Origin of the sequence: Polaribacter uvawellassae (genome assembly GCF_039748955.1) — a bacterium.
GTDB lineage: Bacteria > Bacteroidota > Bacteroidia > Flavobacteriales > Flavobacteriaceae > Polaribacter > Polaribacter uvawellassae.
Genome location: NZ_JBDIZN010000005.1, coordinates 141,496 through 157,993, shown reverse-complemented (window position 1 = coordinate 157,993; position 16,498 = coordinate 141,496). Strand labels below are relative to the sequence as shown.

The following is a 16,498-nucleotide window of genomic DNA, read 5'->3' as shown; positions in this document are numbered from 1 at the left end:
ATAATATTTTCTAATACTCAAAAACTCCAAACTCACTTTTAATAGTGAGTTTTTTTGTTGATGATGCTTCTACTCGACCTACAATTTGAGCATTTACATTATACGACTTAGAAATCGAAATAATGTCTTCTGCTATTTCTGGAGAAACATAAATTTCCATTCTATGTCCACAGTTAAAAACCTGATACATTTCTTTCCAATCGGTTGTTGATTGTTCTTGTATCAATTTAAATAAAGGTGGAATTGAAAACATATTGTCTTTTACAATATGTAAATTGTCTATAAAGTGTAAAATTTTTGTTTGCGCTCCACCAGAACAATGAATCATTCCGTGAACGGAATCCGAATTAAATTTTGATAAAATTTCTTTGATAATTGGTGCGTAGGTTCTTGTTGGCGACAATACTAATTTACCAGCGTCAATAGGAGAATCTTCTATGCTGTCCGTTAATTTTACATTTCCAGAATACACTAAATCCGCTGGAACAGCAGCATCAAAACTTTCTGGATATTTTTCTGCTAAATAGTTGTGAAAAACATCGTGTCTTGCAGAAGTTAATCCATTTGAACCCATTCCGCCATTGTATTCAGTTTCATACGTTGCTTGTCCGAATGACTCTAAACCAACAATTACATCACCGGCTTTTATGTTTGCGTTATCAATAACATCAGCACGTTTCATCCTTGCCGTTACGGTAGAATCTACAATAATTGTACGCACTAAATCGCCAACATCCGCAGTTTCACCACCAGTTGAATGAATGGTTACTCCGAATTTTTTTAAATCTTCAATTAATTCTTCTGTTCCGTTGATAATTGCCGACAACACTTCGCCAGGAATTTTACTTTTATTTCGCCCAATTGTAGAAGACAACATGATATTATCTGTTGCACCAACACATAATAAATCATCAATATTCATGATTAACGCATCTTGTGCAATTCCTTTCCACACAGAAATATCACCAGTTTCTTTCCAATACATATACGCTAAAGAACTTTTTGTACCTGCTCCATCTGCGTGCATAATCAAACAATAATCTTCATCATTTGTTAAATAATCTGGAACAATTTTACAAAATGCTTTCGGAAATAAACCTTTATCGATATTCTTAATTGCATTATGTACATCTTCTTTTGATGCAGAAACGCCACGTTGTGCGTATCTTTTAGAAACTTCTTGACTCATGTTGCTGTGTTATTGTTGCTGCAAATTTACTTTTTTGTGAGTAAAAAATCCCGCTAAAGCGGGATTTAATTTTTAATTATCTAGTAAATAATAATTCTCTATATTTTGCTAATGGCCAAAGCTCATCGTCTACCATTAACTCTAACTTATCACAGTGATATCTGATTTCATCAAAGTAAGGTTTTACTTTATTACAATATGCATCTGCAGCTTCTTGACCGTGTAATGTATTTGCAATTTTACGCTCATTTATCATTTCTGTTGTCTTAGAATTGATTCCTGCAATACGCATAGATATTTTTTCAATTAACTCGATTTGCTCTTTAGCATGAGCTTTAAACTCGTCTCCAAAAATATTTTTTAATCCACTTACATTTTCTATCAAAGTATTTTGATACCTAATTGCAGTTGGAATCACATGGTTTCTAGCAATATCGCCCAATACTCTTCCTTCTATCTGAATTCTTAAAATATATTCTTCTAATTCTATTTCATGACGAGCTTCAACTTCTACCTTACTCATTACATCCATTTCTTCAAAAAGTGCAATCGTTTTTTTAGATTTTTTTGCTTTTAGTGCTTCAGGTGTTGTTTTATTATTGCTTAAACCTCTCTTTTTAGCTTCGATTTCCCATTCTTCTCCATAACCATTCCCTTCAAATCGTATCTTTTTTGATGCCTTAATATATTCTCTTAAAACATTAAAGATTGCCTCATCTTTCTTTAAGTTTTTACTTTTAATTAACGCATCAACTTCTATTTTAAAATCTTTTAATTGTTTTGCAACAATTGTATTTAAAACCGTCATTGAACCTGCACAGTTTGACCAAGAGCCAACAGCCCTTAGTTCAAATTTATTACCTGTAAAAGCAAAAGGCGAAGTTCTATTTCTATCAGTATTATCTAATAAAATCTCAGGAATTTTACCAACAATATTTAATTTTAAATCTGTTTTTTCTTCTGGCGATAATTTTCCGTTAGTTACATTTTCTAACTCATCTAAAACCGCTGATAATTGCGACCCAATAAATACAGAAATAATTGCTGGCGGCGCTTCATTTGCTCCCAAACGATGATCGTTACTTGCAGATGCAATAGACGCTCTAATTAATTCTTCATAATCATGAACTGCTTTAATTGTATTTACAAAAAATGTTAAGAATTGTAAATTTTTCATTGGTGTTTTCCCTGGACTTAATAAATTAACTCCAGTATTTGTTAATAACGACCAATTGTTATGTTTACCAGAACCATTAATTCCTGCGAATGGTTTTTCATGAAATAATACTCTAAAATTATGTCTTTGAGCAACTTTTTCCATCACATCCATTAATAATGAATTATGATCTACTGCTAAATTTGCTTCTTCAAAAATTGGTGCTAATTCATATTGATTTGGCGCTACCTCGTTATGTCTTGTTTTTACAGGAATTCCCAAAAACATACATTCTTGCTCTAAATCACGCATATAACTTAAAACTCTACGCGGAATTGAACCAAAATAATGGTCATCTAATTGTTGTCCTTTTGCTGGAGAGTGCCCTAACAACGTTCTTCCTGTTAAATTGATATCTGGTCTAGAAATTGCCAATGCAGAATCAATTAAAAAATATTCTTGCTCCCAACCTAAAGAAGCATTTACTTTTGTTACGTTTTTATCAAAATATTTACATACAGCTGTTGCAGATGTATCCATTGCTTGCAAAGCTCTTAACAACGGCGCTTTATTATCTAACGCTTCTCCAGTATACGCAACAAATATTGTTGGAATACATAATGTTGTTCCATAAATAAAAGCTGGCGATGTAGGATCCCAAGCAGTATAACCTCTCGCTTCAAACGTATTTCTTATTCCACCATTCGGAAAACTAGAAGCATCTGGTTCTTGCTGAACCAATTCTCCTCCACCAAACTTCTCCATCGCTCTTCCATTTCCAATAGTTTCAAAAAAAGCATCATGCTTTTCTGCAGTTGCTCCTGTTAATGGCTGAAACCAGTGTGTATAATGTGTTGCATTTTTAGAAAGCGCCCAATCTTTCATTGCTGCTGCAACTTGGTCTGCAACATTTCTATCAATCTTTTTTCCAAACTCAATTGCATCCATTACGCTTTTATATGCTTCTTTAGTCATAAACTGACGCATAGAATGTTCGTTAAAAACGTTTTTACCAAAAGCCTCTGACTTTCTCTCTTCTTCTGTAATTTTTAAAGGAACTCTTTTAAGTGTTTCTTTTAATGCATTAAATCGAATTGTTGACATATTTTTATTTAAAATTAAAATTATACGGGGCAAATGTACAAAAAAATGTATTTAAAATTAAAATACCCCTAAAAAAATAGGGGTAAGATTTAAAAATTTATCTTTTTAAAAGTAAAGACCCACTAAATTAACTTATTGTAGTAAAAATAAAAATTCCGTATAACGCTAAAAGAATAAAGCCATCTTTCCAATCTAGCCTTAATTTTCTTGGAAAAAAGACCAATGGAAGAATTAAGAAAGAAACACCAAGCATCCAGAAGATATCATAATCTAACAATTCAACATCTTTTAATTCTATTGGAGTAATCATTGCTGTAATTCCTAGAACTGCTAAAATGTTAAAAATGTTTGAACCAATTAAATTTCCAAGTGAAATTGCTTTCTCCTTTTTAAGCACAGCAACAATAGAGGCCGCTAATTCTGGAATACTAGTTCCTACAGAAACAACAGTAATTCCAATAATACGTTCGCTTACTCCAAAATCTTTTGCTAAATCTACAGCACCTTTTATTAGTAGTTCTGATCCAGCCCACAAACCTACTCCACCAATTGTAAAAAATAATGCTATTTTATACAAAGGCAACATTTCATCATCTTCTGGCATTTCATCAACAACGGCTTGCTTTTGAAAACGTAATAAATAAATTAAAAAAACTATTAATAAGGAAAACATAATTATACCTTCTGTAGTATCAATAATATTATCATTGTATAAAAAATAAAATAACAAACCCGAAGCAATCATCATTACTGGCCAATCTGTTTTATAAAAACTTTTCTGAACATCAATCTTAGCCAATGTAATTGTAATACCTAATACCAAAGCCAAATTGGCGATATTAGAACCAACAACATTACCCAATGCTAAATCAGGAAAACCATTTAATGCAGATTTTATACTCACAATTAATTCTGGTGCTGATGTTGCAAAAGAAACAACCGTCATACCAATTACAATTTTTGGAATATTTAATTTTAGAGACATTGCAACCGCTGCTTTCAACAACCAATTACCACCAAAAATCAACAGAGTTAATCCTAAAATTATATATAAAAATTCCATTTATTTATTTTTGCACAAAGATAGCATAATTTGATTTTTTTGAGCGGTTTTCTCTTTATTTCATTTTTAAAAAATTACTTTTATCTTTTGATTTTATTCGAATTTAAAATCGATATCAGCTTTATGAAAAAACACAACTACATATTACTTACTTTTCTTTTAGTTGCTGTATTTTTTATTAGCAACAACACAGTTGCTCAAGAAAAGAAAAACTTTTTACAAATTAGATTTAATGGTTTTACAGAAACCATCACTAAAAATTTCACCAAAGAAAAACTAACTGAATTAAAAAAGCGTCTTGAAAGACAAGGATTATTTTTCTCGTTCAGTAATTTAAAATACAACAAGAAAAAAGAAATTATAAAAATATCTATCAAAATAAAAAACAAAAGAAGCAATTCTGAAGTTACTTTTAATGATAATGAAAAACCAATTCCAGATATTAAAGTTGGAGAAGCGAACGGAATAGTAATTGCCACAAAAAGCAGTACTTTAGAGTTCATTTTTAAAGATTCAATATCAAACTAGAAATCATTTTGATTTAAACTTCAAAATAAGTATATTTAAACAGATGAAAAAACAGTTTTTTAAAATTATAGCCAAAGTAAACAAAGTAGTTTTACCTTCATTTACAAAAAGGCAATTAGATATAAGTAAAGCCTCAAAAATGCAATTGGCAATTATTGGTTGGCGCGCTTATGTTACTATAAACTCAAAAGATTAAAGTAATATCAACATGGAAAAAGAACACATAAAAGTATTTACAGGAACTTCAATATTAATTAACAGATTAAGTTACTTACTTGATAAAGAAAAAATACCGAGTTTAATTAAAAATCATCACGAATCTGCAAGGCTTGGTGGTTTTGGTTTAGCAATTGATACTATTGAGTTATTTATCTATAATTCTGATTTAGAAAAAGCAACACCAATTATTGAAGATTTTAGAAAAGAAATAGCAGAATAGGCTTTTAAAATTAAAAAATAGCAACTATATTTGCACCCGCTTACGGCCATGTGGCGCAACTGAATAGCGCACTTGATTACGGCTCAAGAGGTTATAGGTTTGAATCCTATCATGGTCACTAAAAACGCATCAAAAAATGATGCGTTTTTTTATTTATAAAAATTCTCAATTTACTTTTCTGCACTAAATTTCGTTGTTTTTGCATACATTTATCAAAAATACCTGATAATCAATATCAAAACACCAACAATTATTAACTAAATTTTACACTTATGATTCGTAAACTATTAATTTTACCTGCATTATTTTTCATTTCTCTTTCCTTTGGTCAAGAAGTATTTGATGCAAACACAATTGAAAAAATAAGAAACGAAGGACTAAACAATTCTCATGTAGAAAAAATAGCCTTTGAATTGATTGACAAAGCTGGATCTCGATTAACAAACTCACAAGGTTATAGAAGAGCAGCAAATTATGCCGTAAACCAATTATCTAAATGGGGATTAAAAAATTCTAAAACAGAAGTTTGGGGTGAATTTGGAAAAGGATGGGAAATAGAAAAGAACTACGTTGCAATGACAAAACCATATTATATGTCTTTTGTTGCAGTACCTAAAGCTTGGACAGAAGGAACAAATGGGCAAATTTCTGGAAAAGTAATAATGGTAGATATTAAATCCGAAGCCGATTTTGCAAAATATAAAGGAAAACTAAAAGGCGCAATTGTTCTTGTAAAAGCAAACGGAAGTCAAGCACCAACATTTGAAGCAGATGCAGTTCGTTTTAGCAATGAAGCTCTAAATAAAATGGAAAAACCGGCTGAGCCAAGAGCTAGAAGAACTGGAAATAATGATGACATGGCAGCAAGAAGAGCTGCATGGATGAAAAGAAGAGAGTTAGCTCAGAAAATTACAACTTTTCTTTTAAATGAAGGTGTTGCCTTGCAGGTTACTGGAAAAAATGGAAGACACGGAACTCTTTTCACAAGTGGTGGAAGAGGTTATTTAAAAGATGCTCCAAAATCTATTAGCGAAATAGAAATGGCTCCAGAACATGCAAATTTGATGGCACGTTTAATTGAAAACAACGTAGAAGTAGAAATAGAAGCGGAGGTAAAAACATCTTTTAACTCGAGAAGCTTAAATGGATATAATGTTGTTGCTGAAATTCCTGGAACTGATAGAAATTTAAAAGCAGAAATTGTAATGTTGGGAGCACATTTAGATTCTTGGCATGGAGCAACAGGTGCAACAGATAATGCTGCTGGGTCTATTGTTATGATGGAAGCTGTACGTATTTTAAAAGCAGTTGGCGTATCACCAAAAAGAACAATTAGAATTGCGCTTTGGGACGGAGAAGAGCAAGGTTTACACGGATCTAGAAACTATGTAAAAAATCATTTCGGAGATCCAGCAACAAAGAAATTTACCAAAGAGAATGAAAAAGTAGCTGGTTATTTTAATATCGATAACGGAACAGGAAGAATTCGAGGAATATATACTCAAGGAAATAAAGATGTTGTTCCGATTTTTAAAAGTTGGTTTACACCTTTTAGTGATATAATCGATAACACAACTGTTACTACAAATAATACTGGCGGAACAGATCATTTAGCTTTTGATGCAGTTGGAATTCCAGGATTTCAATTTATTCAAGATCCTGTAGAATACAGATCTAGAACACATCACACAAATGCAGATACTTACGAGCGTTTAGTTATGGATGATTTAAAACAAATGGCTGTTATCGTGGCTTCTTTTGTTTATAACACTGCTCAAAGAGATGCAAAGCTTCCTAGAAAGGAAATGAAATAATTGAATTCCACCTTAGATAATAAAAAAACGCGCCAATATGGTGCGTTTTTTTATGAAAAAGAAAAACCTTCAAATATTTCTATTTATAAGGCTTTTCATCTAACCAAACTTAATCTTAAAACTTGTTTTTGCTAATTATTTTTTTTACTCCGTAAATCAATCCACCAATTAATAAGTAAATTAATCCACCATCTATTGGTAAACCTGGAGGTGGCGGTGGCGGAATTGGAGGTGGAACCATTTGTGCATAACCGTTTAATGAAATAATAATTATTGCTATGGTAATAACTATTGTTTTGTTTTTAAAACTCATTTTAATTAATTCTTTACATTATTATGACACAGTAACTCTTAAAAAGTCACTCTGTATTATAAAAAAAATTAAAATTGCGGGAGATTCTCTTAATTTTTATTCGAAATACCTTCTTATCGCAATACGATGTTCCGGTATGCTTTTGTCGTAATCTTCGATTACTGTTTCTAAAAGTAATGGCTTGTTCTTGCCAATATCTTTTTTTGATTTGTATTTAGAAATATACAAATTATATTTTTCATTATTTTTTTCAAAAATCAAAAAATGCTCAGGATTTAACTCACTATAACAAATTTGATTTCCTGCAAATATATCAGATTCATCTTTAAAAAAAAAATTGAAATCGTAATATAAAAAAATATTTGTCATATTAAACTAATTCTGCGGATAAACCTAGTTGTTGCAATTTAGAGCACCTTGGCTTTAAATCTTTATATTCTCCTGTTTTCACAGTACACTTTCCTTTATAATGCACTAAGATTGAACATTGCTCTGCTTGCTCCAATGTGTGTTCACAAACATCAATTAAAGATTCTATTACATGGTCAAAAGTATTTACATCATCATTGAACAACACTATTTCGTGTTGATTTACTTCCTTTTCAAGAATATCTACTTCTTCTTGTATTTTCTCTTTTGTACTCATTTTAAAAATAAATATACAATTAGTCTTTTAAATATTTTAGCGAAACCCAATTATTTTTTTCAATTGTCTTCTGTAAACTTAATCCGTATTTAGAAACTTCTGTGTCAATAGTTGAAATATCTTCTTTGTAAAATCCACTCAACAATAAGATTCCGTTTTCATTTAAACATTTTGTATATGTAGCCATATCATTCAACAAAATATTTCTATTGATATTTGCAATAATAACATCATATTTCTGAGTTGTTAACAAACTTGCATCACCTTCGTAAAAAGAAATGTGCTTACAATTATTTCGTTCTGCATTTTCTATGGAGTTTAAGTAACACCAATTATCAATATCAATTCCGTCAATTGGTTTTGCGCCTTTCATTTCAGCAAAAATTGCTAAAATCCCAGTTCCACAACCCATATCTAAAGTCTTTTTATTTTCTAAATCTAATGCTAATAAATGCTGAATCATCATGTGTGTTGTTTCATGATGACCTGTTCCAAAACTCATTTTTGGCTCAATAACAATATCGTATTTTAGTTTTTTAACTTTATGGAAAGGTGCACGAACACTTACCAAATCATCAACCTGAATTGCTTCAAAATTCTTTTCCCATTCGCTGTTCCAATTGGTTTGTGCTACTTCATTTTTATCAAAAGTAATCTCAAATTCTTCAGATTTTAAAATTGATATATCTTCTAAAATATCTGCATTCCAATCTTCTTTTTGAATAAAAGCTGTAACTCCATTTTCGTTTTCCACAAAACTTTCAAATCCAGCAAAGCCTAATTCTGCAATTAAAATTTCTGTTCCAGGAACTGTTGGTTCAACAACAAAATTATATTCTATATAAATATTATCCATTAAATCGCTTTAATAATTTCTGTAAAATCATCTACATTTAAAGAAGCTCCGCCAATTAAACCACCATCTACATCTTGTTTAGAAAATATTTCATTTGCGTTAGAAGGTTTTACACTTCCACCATATAATATTGATGTATTATCGGCAACGCTTGTATTGTATTTTTCTTGTAATAATTTTCTGATAAAAGCGTGCATTTCTTGAGCTTGCTCTGGCGAAGCAGTTTCTCCTGTACCAATTGCCCAAACGGGTTCGTACGCCAACACAATTTGATTCCAAGCAATAGCTTCTAGATGAAACAATCCATTTTCTAATTGATTTTGCACAACTTTAAAATGATTGTCCGATTTTCTATCTTCCAATTGCTCTCCAAAACAAAAAATGACTTCCATATCATTTTGAATCGCTTGATTTACTTTTTCTGCAAGAAGCTCATCTGTTTCGCCAAAAATTGATCGTCTTTCTGAATGACCAATAATCACTGTTTTAACACCGATGCTTTTTAACATTTCAGCAGAAATTTCGCCTGTAAAAGCGCCATTACTTTCTTGATGCATGTTTTGAGCAACAACTTCTATCTTTGATTTTTTAGCTTTTTTAATTGCACTTGTTAAGTTTACAAATGTAGGCGCAACAATAACTCTTGTGTTTTTTAACGGAAATCTTTTAATAGCTTTTCTAATTCCTTTTACCAAGTTTTTTGTTTCCTCAACATCATTATTCATTTTCCAATTACCTGCAACAATTTTACTTCTCATTGATACTATTTTACTGTTAAACACTGCAAAAATACGTTATTTTTTTAAGGCTTCAACTATGCTTTTGTCGGTAATCTTTTTTGCTTTAAACAAATCTAAAGTTCCGTTTTCGTTTACTACTAAATATCTCGGAATCCAATTTGAGTTCAGAAAATCCCCAAAAGCACTATTCAATCCATTTTTCAGAAAATAATGATCTCCTTTAAGATCGTATTTATCGATTGCTTTTTTCCAACTAAAAACACTTCTATTTGTAGAAAGAAAAACATATTTTACAGTTGGATTATTTTTCTGAAACTCTTTTAAATCTGGAAAACCAACCACACAATCTCTACACCAAGAAGCCCAAACATTTATGAGTATTTTTTGTCCTTTATGTTTTGCTAAGATTTCTTTAAATTGAATCGATTTATTATTGATTTCAAAAAAAGAATCATCCAATGCTTCTTCTGTAAAATTCGAAGGAGATTTGAAGCTACATCCGATTAAAACTAAAGACAAAAGCGAAAAAAAAGTAATTTTTTTAATCATGATTATTGGTTTGAAAATTAGTCAATAACTAAGTGGATTTCTTACAAAAAATAACAGTAAAAAACTTTTACATTAAAAACAAATATAGATAAACTATCAAAATTAAGTACCTTTGCTAAACTTTATTACTGTTTGAATGACAACAAAGCAACTTATTGAGCAAATTCATCTAAAAAAATCATTTTTATGTATTGGTTTAGATGTTGATATCACTAAAATACCTCAACATTTATTACAAGAAGAAGATCCCATTTTTGCATTTAACAAAGCAATTATTGACGCCACGCATCATTTGTGTGTAGCCTACAAACCAAACACTGCTTTTTATGAAGCATACGGAATCAAAGGTTGGCAATCACTAGAAAAAACAATTCAGTACATCAATAACAAGTATCCAGAAATTTTTACCATTGCAGATGCTAAACGTGGCGATATTGGAAACACATCTAGCATGTATGCAAAAGCTTTTTTTGAAGATTTAGCATTTGACTCTGTGACTGTTGCTCCGTATATGGGTAAAGATTCGGTTGAACCATTTTTAGCTTTTAAAGACAAGCACACCATTTTATTAGCCTTAACATCTAATGAAGGTGCTTTTGATTTTCAAACAAAATTGGTAAATCAAAAAGAATTGTATAAAGAGGTTTTAGAAGCCTCTACATCTTGGGAAAACTCAGAAAACCTAATGTATGTTGTTGGTGCAACAAAAGCTGAATACTTTAAAGAAATAAGAAAGATTGTTCCGAATAGTTTTTTATTAGTTCCTGGTGTTGGTGCTCAAGGCGGAAATCTACAAGACGTTTGTAAATACGGTATGTCAGATTCGGTTGGCTTATTAATAAATTCTTCTCGTGGAATTATTTATGCTTCAAATGATGAAAATTTTGCAAATTCGGCGATGCATAAAGCGAGTGAATTACAAGAAGAAATGGAAATAATTTTAAGAAATTTCTTTGTTTAAATAGTTAATCCTATTTAATTTACCACGGATTTTCATGGCTTTATAAGCAGCTCTATCGCTTTTAATTTCATCAACATGTCTATAATCGCTAGATTTTTCTAGCAATCTGCGATATCTATCTTCTAGATGTTTTCTATATTGTAGCAGTTGACTTAAGCGTGACATTTTAAATTTTATATTTATAAATATACACAAATAATTGAAATCTAAAAAATTATTTTGTTTTAAAGCTATCTGTCTTTTTATCGTAACCGTACGGACAATGCTTACAACCACTTTTACAGCAATAACCCCTTTTTAAATGATACTTTTCTGTAAATACCCGATAACCTTCTTCATTAAAATAAAAGTCATCGGGTTCTAATTCAATATATGGCTTAAACATCTAATAAAAAATTAATTCTCTCCTCTCCATTCTGACCTTTTCCAATATTCATCAATGTTTTTTCCTTTTTTTCCTAAATCACTATCTTTTAATAAAGTCATTTTTCTAGAATAATTTTTCAACATATATTCTTTCTCTATTAAAAACTTAGCATAATTATAATTATATCTTATAATTTCTTTTTCAATTCTCTTCCAATCTCTATCAATCTTAACTCTATATGAATCCTTTACAGTTTCAACTTTTTTAGCAATAACAGAACCTGAGCTATAATTTATGTACAAATCGTTTCTATATTTATAAATTTTTGCTTTAGCGATAGCTTGAACTTGTGCTTCAGTTGATTTTACTTCTAATAAATCTTTTTTTTCTTGTGAATTGACATTCACAAAAACCATTAAAAAGAATGTTAATATAATTGACCTTAAAATTTGCGTGTGTTTTTTCATAATGTTTAACCTTTTCTAGTATGTAAATTTAGTAATAATTTCTTTTACAAATGTTTGTATTCTCTCTGCTTTCTTTTCGCCCGTTTTTGCGCCTAATGCACCAGATCCAATTCCTTGCCAAATTAATTTTTTATTTTCTACATCAATAAAATCAATAAACAAAGTTCCTTCTGTTTGTTTTGTTACTCGAAGTCTTTCTCTTCCGTAATAATAGGAAGGATACCAATATCCATAAGGATAATTTACTCTAGAATCTACTTGGATATTTTTTCTTGACTTTGCAAAAATACTCACCAACATATCTGGATTCTCAGATTTCTTAAATCCTTTTGCAAGCAATTCCACTTCAATTGCTTTTAATATTCTACGTTTATCAATATCAGAAATCTTCGCTTTGTCAATTCCACTTTTGTAAAATGCAAAGGTTTTATATTTAGAGAAATCCGTTTTAGAATCATAATCTGTAACCACTCTTACACTACTACACGAAACAAGTAAAAAAGTTGACAGAAATAATAGTATGAGTTTTTTCATCAGAAAGGCTTAAAAGTTATCAAAGTATAATTAGCAAAAAACATGCCAAAAGAAAAGTCTATTTTAAAAACATAAAATTATTTAACTTTTAAATATAACTAAAGAATCAAATTGTTTTTTAAGAATTCCGTAAATTGCGCACACAAAAATTTTGATTTTTTACGAATGGAACAAATAGCACCTTATAAACCAACACATACAGTACGAATTGTAACCGCAGCATCTTTATTTGATGGACACGACGCGGCAATAAATATTATGAGACGAATTATTCAATCTACCGGTGTAGAAGTAATTCATTTAGGTCATGATAGAAGTGTTGAAGAAGTGGTTAACTGTGCAATTCAAGAAGATGCAAATGCAATTGCCATGACTTCGTATCAAGGCGGACATAACGAGTACTTTAAATACATGTATGATTTGCTAAAAGAAAAAGGCGCAGAACATATTAAAATATTTGGCGGCGGCGGCGGTGTTATTCTTCCAGAAGAGATTAAAGAATTGATGGAGTATGGAATTACAAGAATTTATGCTCCTGATGATGGTCGCGAATTAGGTTTACAAGGAATGATAAATGATTTGGTAAAAACTGCTGATTTCCCGAGCCCATCCTTAATCCTTCCCAAAGGGAATGAAATAGCAACCTCTTTAAAAGAAAAAAACATTAATACTATTGCAAGATTGATTTCTTTTGCTGAAAATCAGCATGACGAATTCGCTAGACTTTTTTCCCCTTTGGAAAAATTAAAAGGGGAAACTCCGGTGTTAGGAATTACAGGAACTGGTGGCGCAGGAAAATCTTCTTTGGTGGACGAATTAGTTCGTCGTTTTTTAATTGATTTTCCAGAAAAAACGGTTGGATTAATTTCTGTTGATCCATCAAAAAGAAAAACTGGTGGCGCTTTGTTAGGCGATAGAATTAGAATGAATGCAATCAATAATTCTAGAGTTTATATGCGTTCGTTAGCAACGCGTCAATCTAATTTAGCCTTATCAAAATATGTAAATGAAGCGATTGAAGTTTTAAAAGCTGCTGAGTTTGATTTAATCATTTTAGAAACTTCTGGAATTGGACAATCCGACACAGAAATCATAGAACATTCTGATACTTCTTTATATGTAATGACTCCAGAATTTGGAGCTGCAACACAATTAGAGAAAATTGACATGTTAGATTTTGCTGATTTAGTTGCCATCAATAAATTTGATAAACGTGGCGCTTTAGATGCTTTGCGTGATGTAAAAAAACAATACATGCGCAACAATCACTTATGGGAAGTGCATCAAGATGATTTACCTGTTTTTGGAACCATTGCTTCTCAATTTAACGATCCAGGTATGAACACGTTGTACAAACGCATTATGGATACATTGGTTGAAAAAACAGGAGTTGATTTAAAAACCAACATGGAAATTACCAAAGAAATGTCTGAAAAAATCTTTGTAATTCCGCCAAGTAGAGTTCGTTATTTATCAGAAATATCTGAAAGCAACAGAGCGTATGATAAAAAAGTTGACGATCAAGTTGTGGTTGCTCAAAAATTATACGGAATTTATCAAACGATACTTTCAATTACGGATGTCACTTCGAGCGGAGTCGAGAAGTCTCTTTTAACAAAATTTGGACTTGACAACGACGAGATTTTATCTCTCGACTCCGCTCGAGATGACAATGAGTTCGTTAAGTTATTGCTTGCACAATTCGAGAAAGTAAAACTAAACCTAGATCCATTAAACTGGGAAATCATTTTAAACTGGAACGAGAAAGTACAGAAATATAAAAATCCTATTTACACGTTTAAAGTACGCGATAAAGAAATCAATATAGAAACACACAGCGAATCGCTATCACACACTCAAGTTCCTAAAATTAGCTTACCAAAATATGAAGCTTGGGGAGATTTATTGCGTTGGAATTTACAAGAAAATGTCCCTGGAGAATTTCCTTTTGCAGCTGGATTGTATCCGTTTAAAAGAACGGGAGAAGATCCAACAAGAATGTTTGCAGGAGAAGGCGGACCAGAAAGAACCAACAGACGTTTTCATTATGTGAGTTTAGGAATGGATGCAAAGCGTTTATCAACTGCTTTTGATTCGGTTACTTTATACGGAAATGATCCTGGTGTTAGACCCGATATTTATGGTAAAATTGGAAACGCAGGAGTTTCAATTTGCTGTTTAGACGATGCTAAGAAATTATATTCTGGCTTTGATTTAAGTCACGCCATGACTTCTGTTTCGATGACCATTAACGGACCTGCGCCAATGTTGTTAGGTTTCTTTATGAATGCAGCCATCGATCAAAATTGTGAGAAATACATTAAAGAACACAAATTAGAAAAACAAGTTGAAGCGAAGTTTAAAGAAATTTACGATTCAAAAGGATTAGACAGACCGGTTTATCAAGGAGAGTTGCCTGAAGGAAATAATGGTTTAGGTTTGCTATTACTTGGTTTAACTGGTGACATGATTTTACCTGCGGATGTGTATCAACAAATAAAAACGGAAACGTTAAGTCAAGTTAGAGGAACGGTTCAAGCAGATATATTAAAAGAAGATCAAGCACAAAATACCTGTATTTTTTCTACGGAATTTGCGTTGCGATTGATGGGAGATGTGCAAGAGTATTTTATCGAAAAACAAGTGCGTAACTTTTATTCTGTTTCTATTTCTGGATATCATATTGCAGAAGCTGGCGCAAATCCGATTACACAATTGGCATTGACGTTATCAAACGGATTTACGTATGTAGAATATTACTTATCGAGAGGAATGGACATTAATAAATTCGGACCGAATTTATCGTTCTTTTTCTCAAACGGAATTGACCCAGAATATTCTGTAATTGGTAGAGTTGCTCGTAAGATTTGGGCAAAAGCCATGAAATATAAATACGGAGCAAATCCGAGAGCACAAATGTTAAAGTATCACATTCAGACTTCCGGACGTTCTTTACACGCACAGGAAATTGATTTTAATGATATCCGTACAACATTACAAGCGCTGTATGCAATTAATGATAACTGTAATTCTTTACACACCAATGCCTACGATGAAGCGATTACGACTCCGACTGAAGAATCAGTTCGTAGAGCGATGGCAATTCAGTTAATCATCAACAAAGAATTAGGATTGACGAAGAATGAAAATCCGATTCAAGGTGCATTTATTATTGAAGAATTGACAGATTTAGTAGAAGAAGCAGTTTTAACAGAGTTTGATAGAATTACAGAACGTGGCGGTGTTTTAGGCGCGATGGAAACAATGTATCAACGTTCTAAAATACAAGAAGAAAGCTTGTATTATGAAACCTTGAAACACAATGGAGATTTCCCAATTATTGGTGTTAATACGTTTTTGAGTTCTAAAGGTTCTCCGACTGTGCAACCTGCGGAAGTTATTAGAGCAACCGAAAAGGAAAAGCAATATCAAATTCAGACGAAAGAGTTATTGAACAAGGCCAATGACGGAAAAGTACAAGAACAATTGGCAATTTTACAAGAAGCTGCAATCCAAAATGAAAACTTATTTGACAAGTTAATGGAAGCAACCAAGTTTTGTTCTTTAGGACAAATTACGGAGGCGTTGTTTAAAGTTGGTGGGCAGTATCGAAGAAACATGTAAGCAGAGAACAAGTTTTTTATTTAAAAACTTTGTGAATCGCTTATCCTGAGCGTAGACGAAGGATCTTAATAAAAACAAAAGTCCGTACAGATTGTGCGGATTTTTGTTTTTCAAGAGATTGCTTTAGTTTTCTATAATGACAGTGAGT

The 16,498-nt window shown here is 31.5% G+C and carries 19 protein-coding genes and 1 tRNA gene; 7 read left to right on the top strand and 13 right to left on the bottom strand.

Annotation, left to right across the window (positions count from 1 at the left end):
• Nucleotides 1-10: 10 nt before the first annotated feature.
• From ABDX67_RS11585 to ABDX67_RS11575, 3 genes are all read right to left on the bottom strand, one after another.
• Nucleotides 11-1,189: an AIR synthase related protein gene (locus tag ABDX67_RS11585; RefSeq protein WP_347175195.1), complete on the bottom strand. Its 1,179-nt coding sequence runs from the start codon at nt 1,187-1,189 to the stop codon at nt 11-13.
• Nucleotides 1,190-1,265: 76 nt separating this feature from the next.
• Nucleotides 1,266-3,449 (bottom strand): glutamine synthetase III family protein, encoded by a 2,184-nt coding sequence (locus ABDX67_RS11580; protein WP_347175194.1) that lies wholly within the window; start codon nt 3,447-3,449, stop codon nt 1,266-1,268.
• 127 nt (nt 3,450-3,576) lie between these two features.
• A complete protein-coding gene (locus tag ABDX67_RS11575; RefSeq protein ID WP_347175193.1) occupies nt 3,577-4,512 on the bottom strand; it encodes a calcium/sodium antiporter in 936 nt (311 codons plus the stop codon).
• A 123-nt stretch (nt 4,513-4,635) separates the two neighbouring features.
• On the opposite strand from ABDX67_RS11575, the gene ABDX67_RS11570 reads away from it, so the two are divergent.
• The 5 genes from ABDX67_RS11570 to ABDX67_RS11550 all read left to right on the top strand — a co-directional run bounded on the left by ABDX67_RS11570 (nt 4,636) and on the right by ABDX67_RS11550 (nt 7,293).
• Entirely contained in the window at nt 4,636-5,040 is a 405-nt protein-coding gene (locus ABDX67_RS11570; RefSeq protein WP_347175192.1) for a hypothetical protein, read from the top strand.
• Between the two features lie 43 nt (nt 5,041-5,083).
• Nucleotides 5,084-5,236 carry an SsrA-binding protein gene (locus ABDX67_RS11565; RefSeq protein WP_347175191.1) on the top strand — a complete coding sequence of 51 codons (153 nt, stop codon included), beginning with the start codon at nt 5,084-5,086 and terminating at the stop codon, nt 5,234-5,236.
• 12 nt (nt 5,237-5,248) lie between these two features.
• Nucleotides 5,249-5,479: a putative signal transducing protein gene (locus ABDX67_RS11560; RefSeq protein WP_347175190.1), complete on the top strand. Its 231-nt coding sequence runs from the start codon at nt 5,249-5,251 to the stop codon at nt 5,477-5,479.
• 44 nt (nt 5,480-5,523) lie between these two features.
• Nucleotides 5,524-5,597: transfer RNA gene (locus ABDX67_RS11555), tRNA-Arg, on the top strand.
• Nucleotides 5,598-5,751: 154 nt separating this feature from the next.
• Nucleotides 5,752-7,293, top strand: coding sequence for a M20/M25/M40 family metallo-hydrolase (locus tag ABDX67_RS11550; RefSeq protein ID WP_347175189.1), 1,542 nt, complete (start codon nt 5,752-5,754; stop codon nt 7,291-7,293).
• Nucleotides 7,294-7,408: 115 nt separating this feature from the next.
• On the opposite strand, the gene ABDX67_RS11545 is transcribed toward ABDX67_RS11550, so the two are convergent.
• The 6 genes from ABDX67_RS11545 to ABDX67_RS11520 all read right to left on the bottom strand — a co-directional run bounded on the left by ABDX67_RS11545 (nt 7,409) and on the right by ABDX67_RS11520 (nt 10,397).
• Nucleotides 7,409-7,606, bottom strand: coding sequence for a PID-CTERM protein-sorting domain-containing protein (locus tag ABDX67_RS11545; protein WP_347175188.1), 198 nt, complete (start codon nt 7,604-7,606; stop codon nt 7,409-7,411).
• Nucleotides 7,607-7,702: 96 nt separating this feature from the next.
• The gene (locus ABDX67_RS11540) at nt 7,703-7,975 is read right to left on the bottom strand and encodes a hypothetical protein (RefSeq protein WP_347175187.1); all 273 of its coding nucleotides are present in this window, start codon (nt 7,973-7,975) and stop codon (nt 7,703-7,705) included.
• A gap of 1 nt (nt 7,976) precedes the next feature.
• Nucleotides 7,977-8,252 carry an ATP-dependent Clp protease adaptor ClpS gene (locus ABDX67_RS11535; protein WP_347175186.1) on the bottom strand — a complete coding sequence of 92 codons (276 nt, stop codon included), beginning with the start codon at nt 8,250-8,252 and terminating at the stop codon, nt 7,977-7,979.
• Nucleotides 8,253-8,271: 19 nt separating this feature from the next.
• Nucleotides 8,272-9,108, bottom strand: a complete 837-nt coding sequence (gene prmA, locus ABDX67_RS11530; RefSeq protein ID WP_347175185.1) for a 50S ribosomal protein L11 methyltransferase — start codon at nt 9,106-9,108, stop codon at nt 8,272-8,274.
• Nucleotides 9,108-9,866: a triose-phosphate isomerase gene (gene tpiA / locus ABDX67_RS11525; protein ID WP_347175184.1), complete on the bottom strand. Its 759-nt coding sequence runs from the start codon at nt 9,864-9,866 to the stop codon at nt 9,108-9,110. Before tpiA ends, prmA begins: the two co-directional genes overlap by 1 nt.
• A 36-nt stretch (nt 9,867-9,902) precedes the next feature.
• Nucleotides 9,903-10,397 (bottom strand): TlpA family protein disulfide reductase, encoded by a 495-nt coding sequence (locus ABDX67_RS11520; protein ID WP_347175183.1) that lies wholly within the window; start codon nt 10,395-10,397, stop codon nt 9,903-9,905.
• A 136-nt stretch (nt 10,398-10,533) separates the two neighbouring features.
• On the opposite strand from ABDX67_RS11520, the gene pyrF reads away from it, so the two are divergent.
• Nucleotides 10,534-11,358, top strand: coding sequence for an orotidine-5'-phosphate decarboxylase (gene pyrF / locus ABDX67_RS11515; protein ID WP_347175182.1), 825 nt, complete (start codon nt 10,534-10,536; stop codon nt 11,356-11,358).
• On the opposite strand, the gene ABDX67_RS11510 is transcribed toward pyrF, so the two are convergent.
• The 4 genes from ABDX67_RS11510 to ABDX67_RS11495 are packed head-to-tail and all read right to left on the bottom strand — an operon-like array spanning nt 11,338 to nt 12,726.
• Nucleotides 11,338-11,523 carry a Lacal_2735 family protein gene (locus ABDX67_RS11510; protein ID WP_347175181.1) on the bottom strand — a complete coding sequence of 62 codons (186 nt, stop codon included), beginning with the start codon at nt 11,521-11,523 and terminating at the stop codon, nt 11,338-11,340. The genes pyrF and ABDX67_RS11510 overlap by 21 nt on opposite strands.
• Nucleotides 11,524-11,572: 49 nt before the next feature.
• The gene (locus tag ABDX67_RS11505; protein ID WP_347175180.1) at nt 11,573-11,743 is read right to left on the bottom strand and encodes a C1orf53 family protein; all 171 of its coding nucleotides are present in this window, start codon (nt 11,741-11,743) and stop codon (nt 11,573-11,575) included.
• Nucleotides 11,744-11,754: 11 nt separating this feature from the next.
• The gene (locus tag ABDX67_RS11500) at nt 11,755-12,192 is read right to left on the bottom strand and encodes a hypothetical protein (RefSeq protein ID WP_347175179.1); all 438 of its coding nucleotides are present in this window, start codon (nt 12,190-12,192) and stop codon (nt 11,755-11,757) included.
• 15 nt (nt 12,193-12,207) lie between these two features.
• Nucleotides 12,208-12,726, bottom strand: a complete 519-nt coding sequence (locus ABDX67_RS11495; protein WP_347175178.1) for a DUF4136 domain-containing protein — start codon at nt 12,724-12,726, stop codon at nt 12,208-12,210.
• A gap of 165 nt (nt 12,727-12,891) precedes the next feature.
• On the opposite strand from ABDX67_RS11495, the gene ABDX67_RS11490 reads away from it, so the two are divergent.
• Entirely contained in the window at nt 12,892-16,350 is a 3,459-nt protein-coding gene (locus ABDX67_RS11490) for a methylmalonyl-CoA mutase family protein (protein WP_347175177.1), read from the top strand.
• Nucleotides 16,351-16,498: the final 148 nt, after the last annotated feature.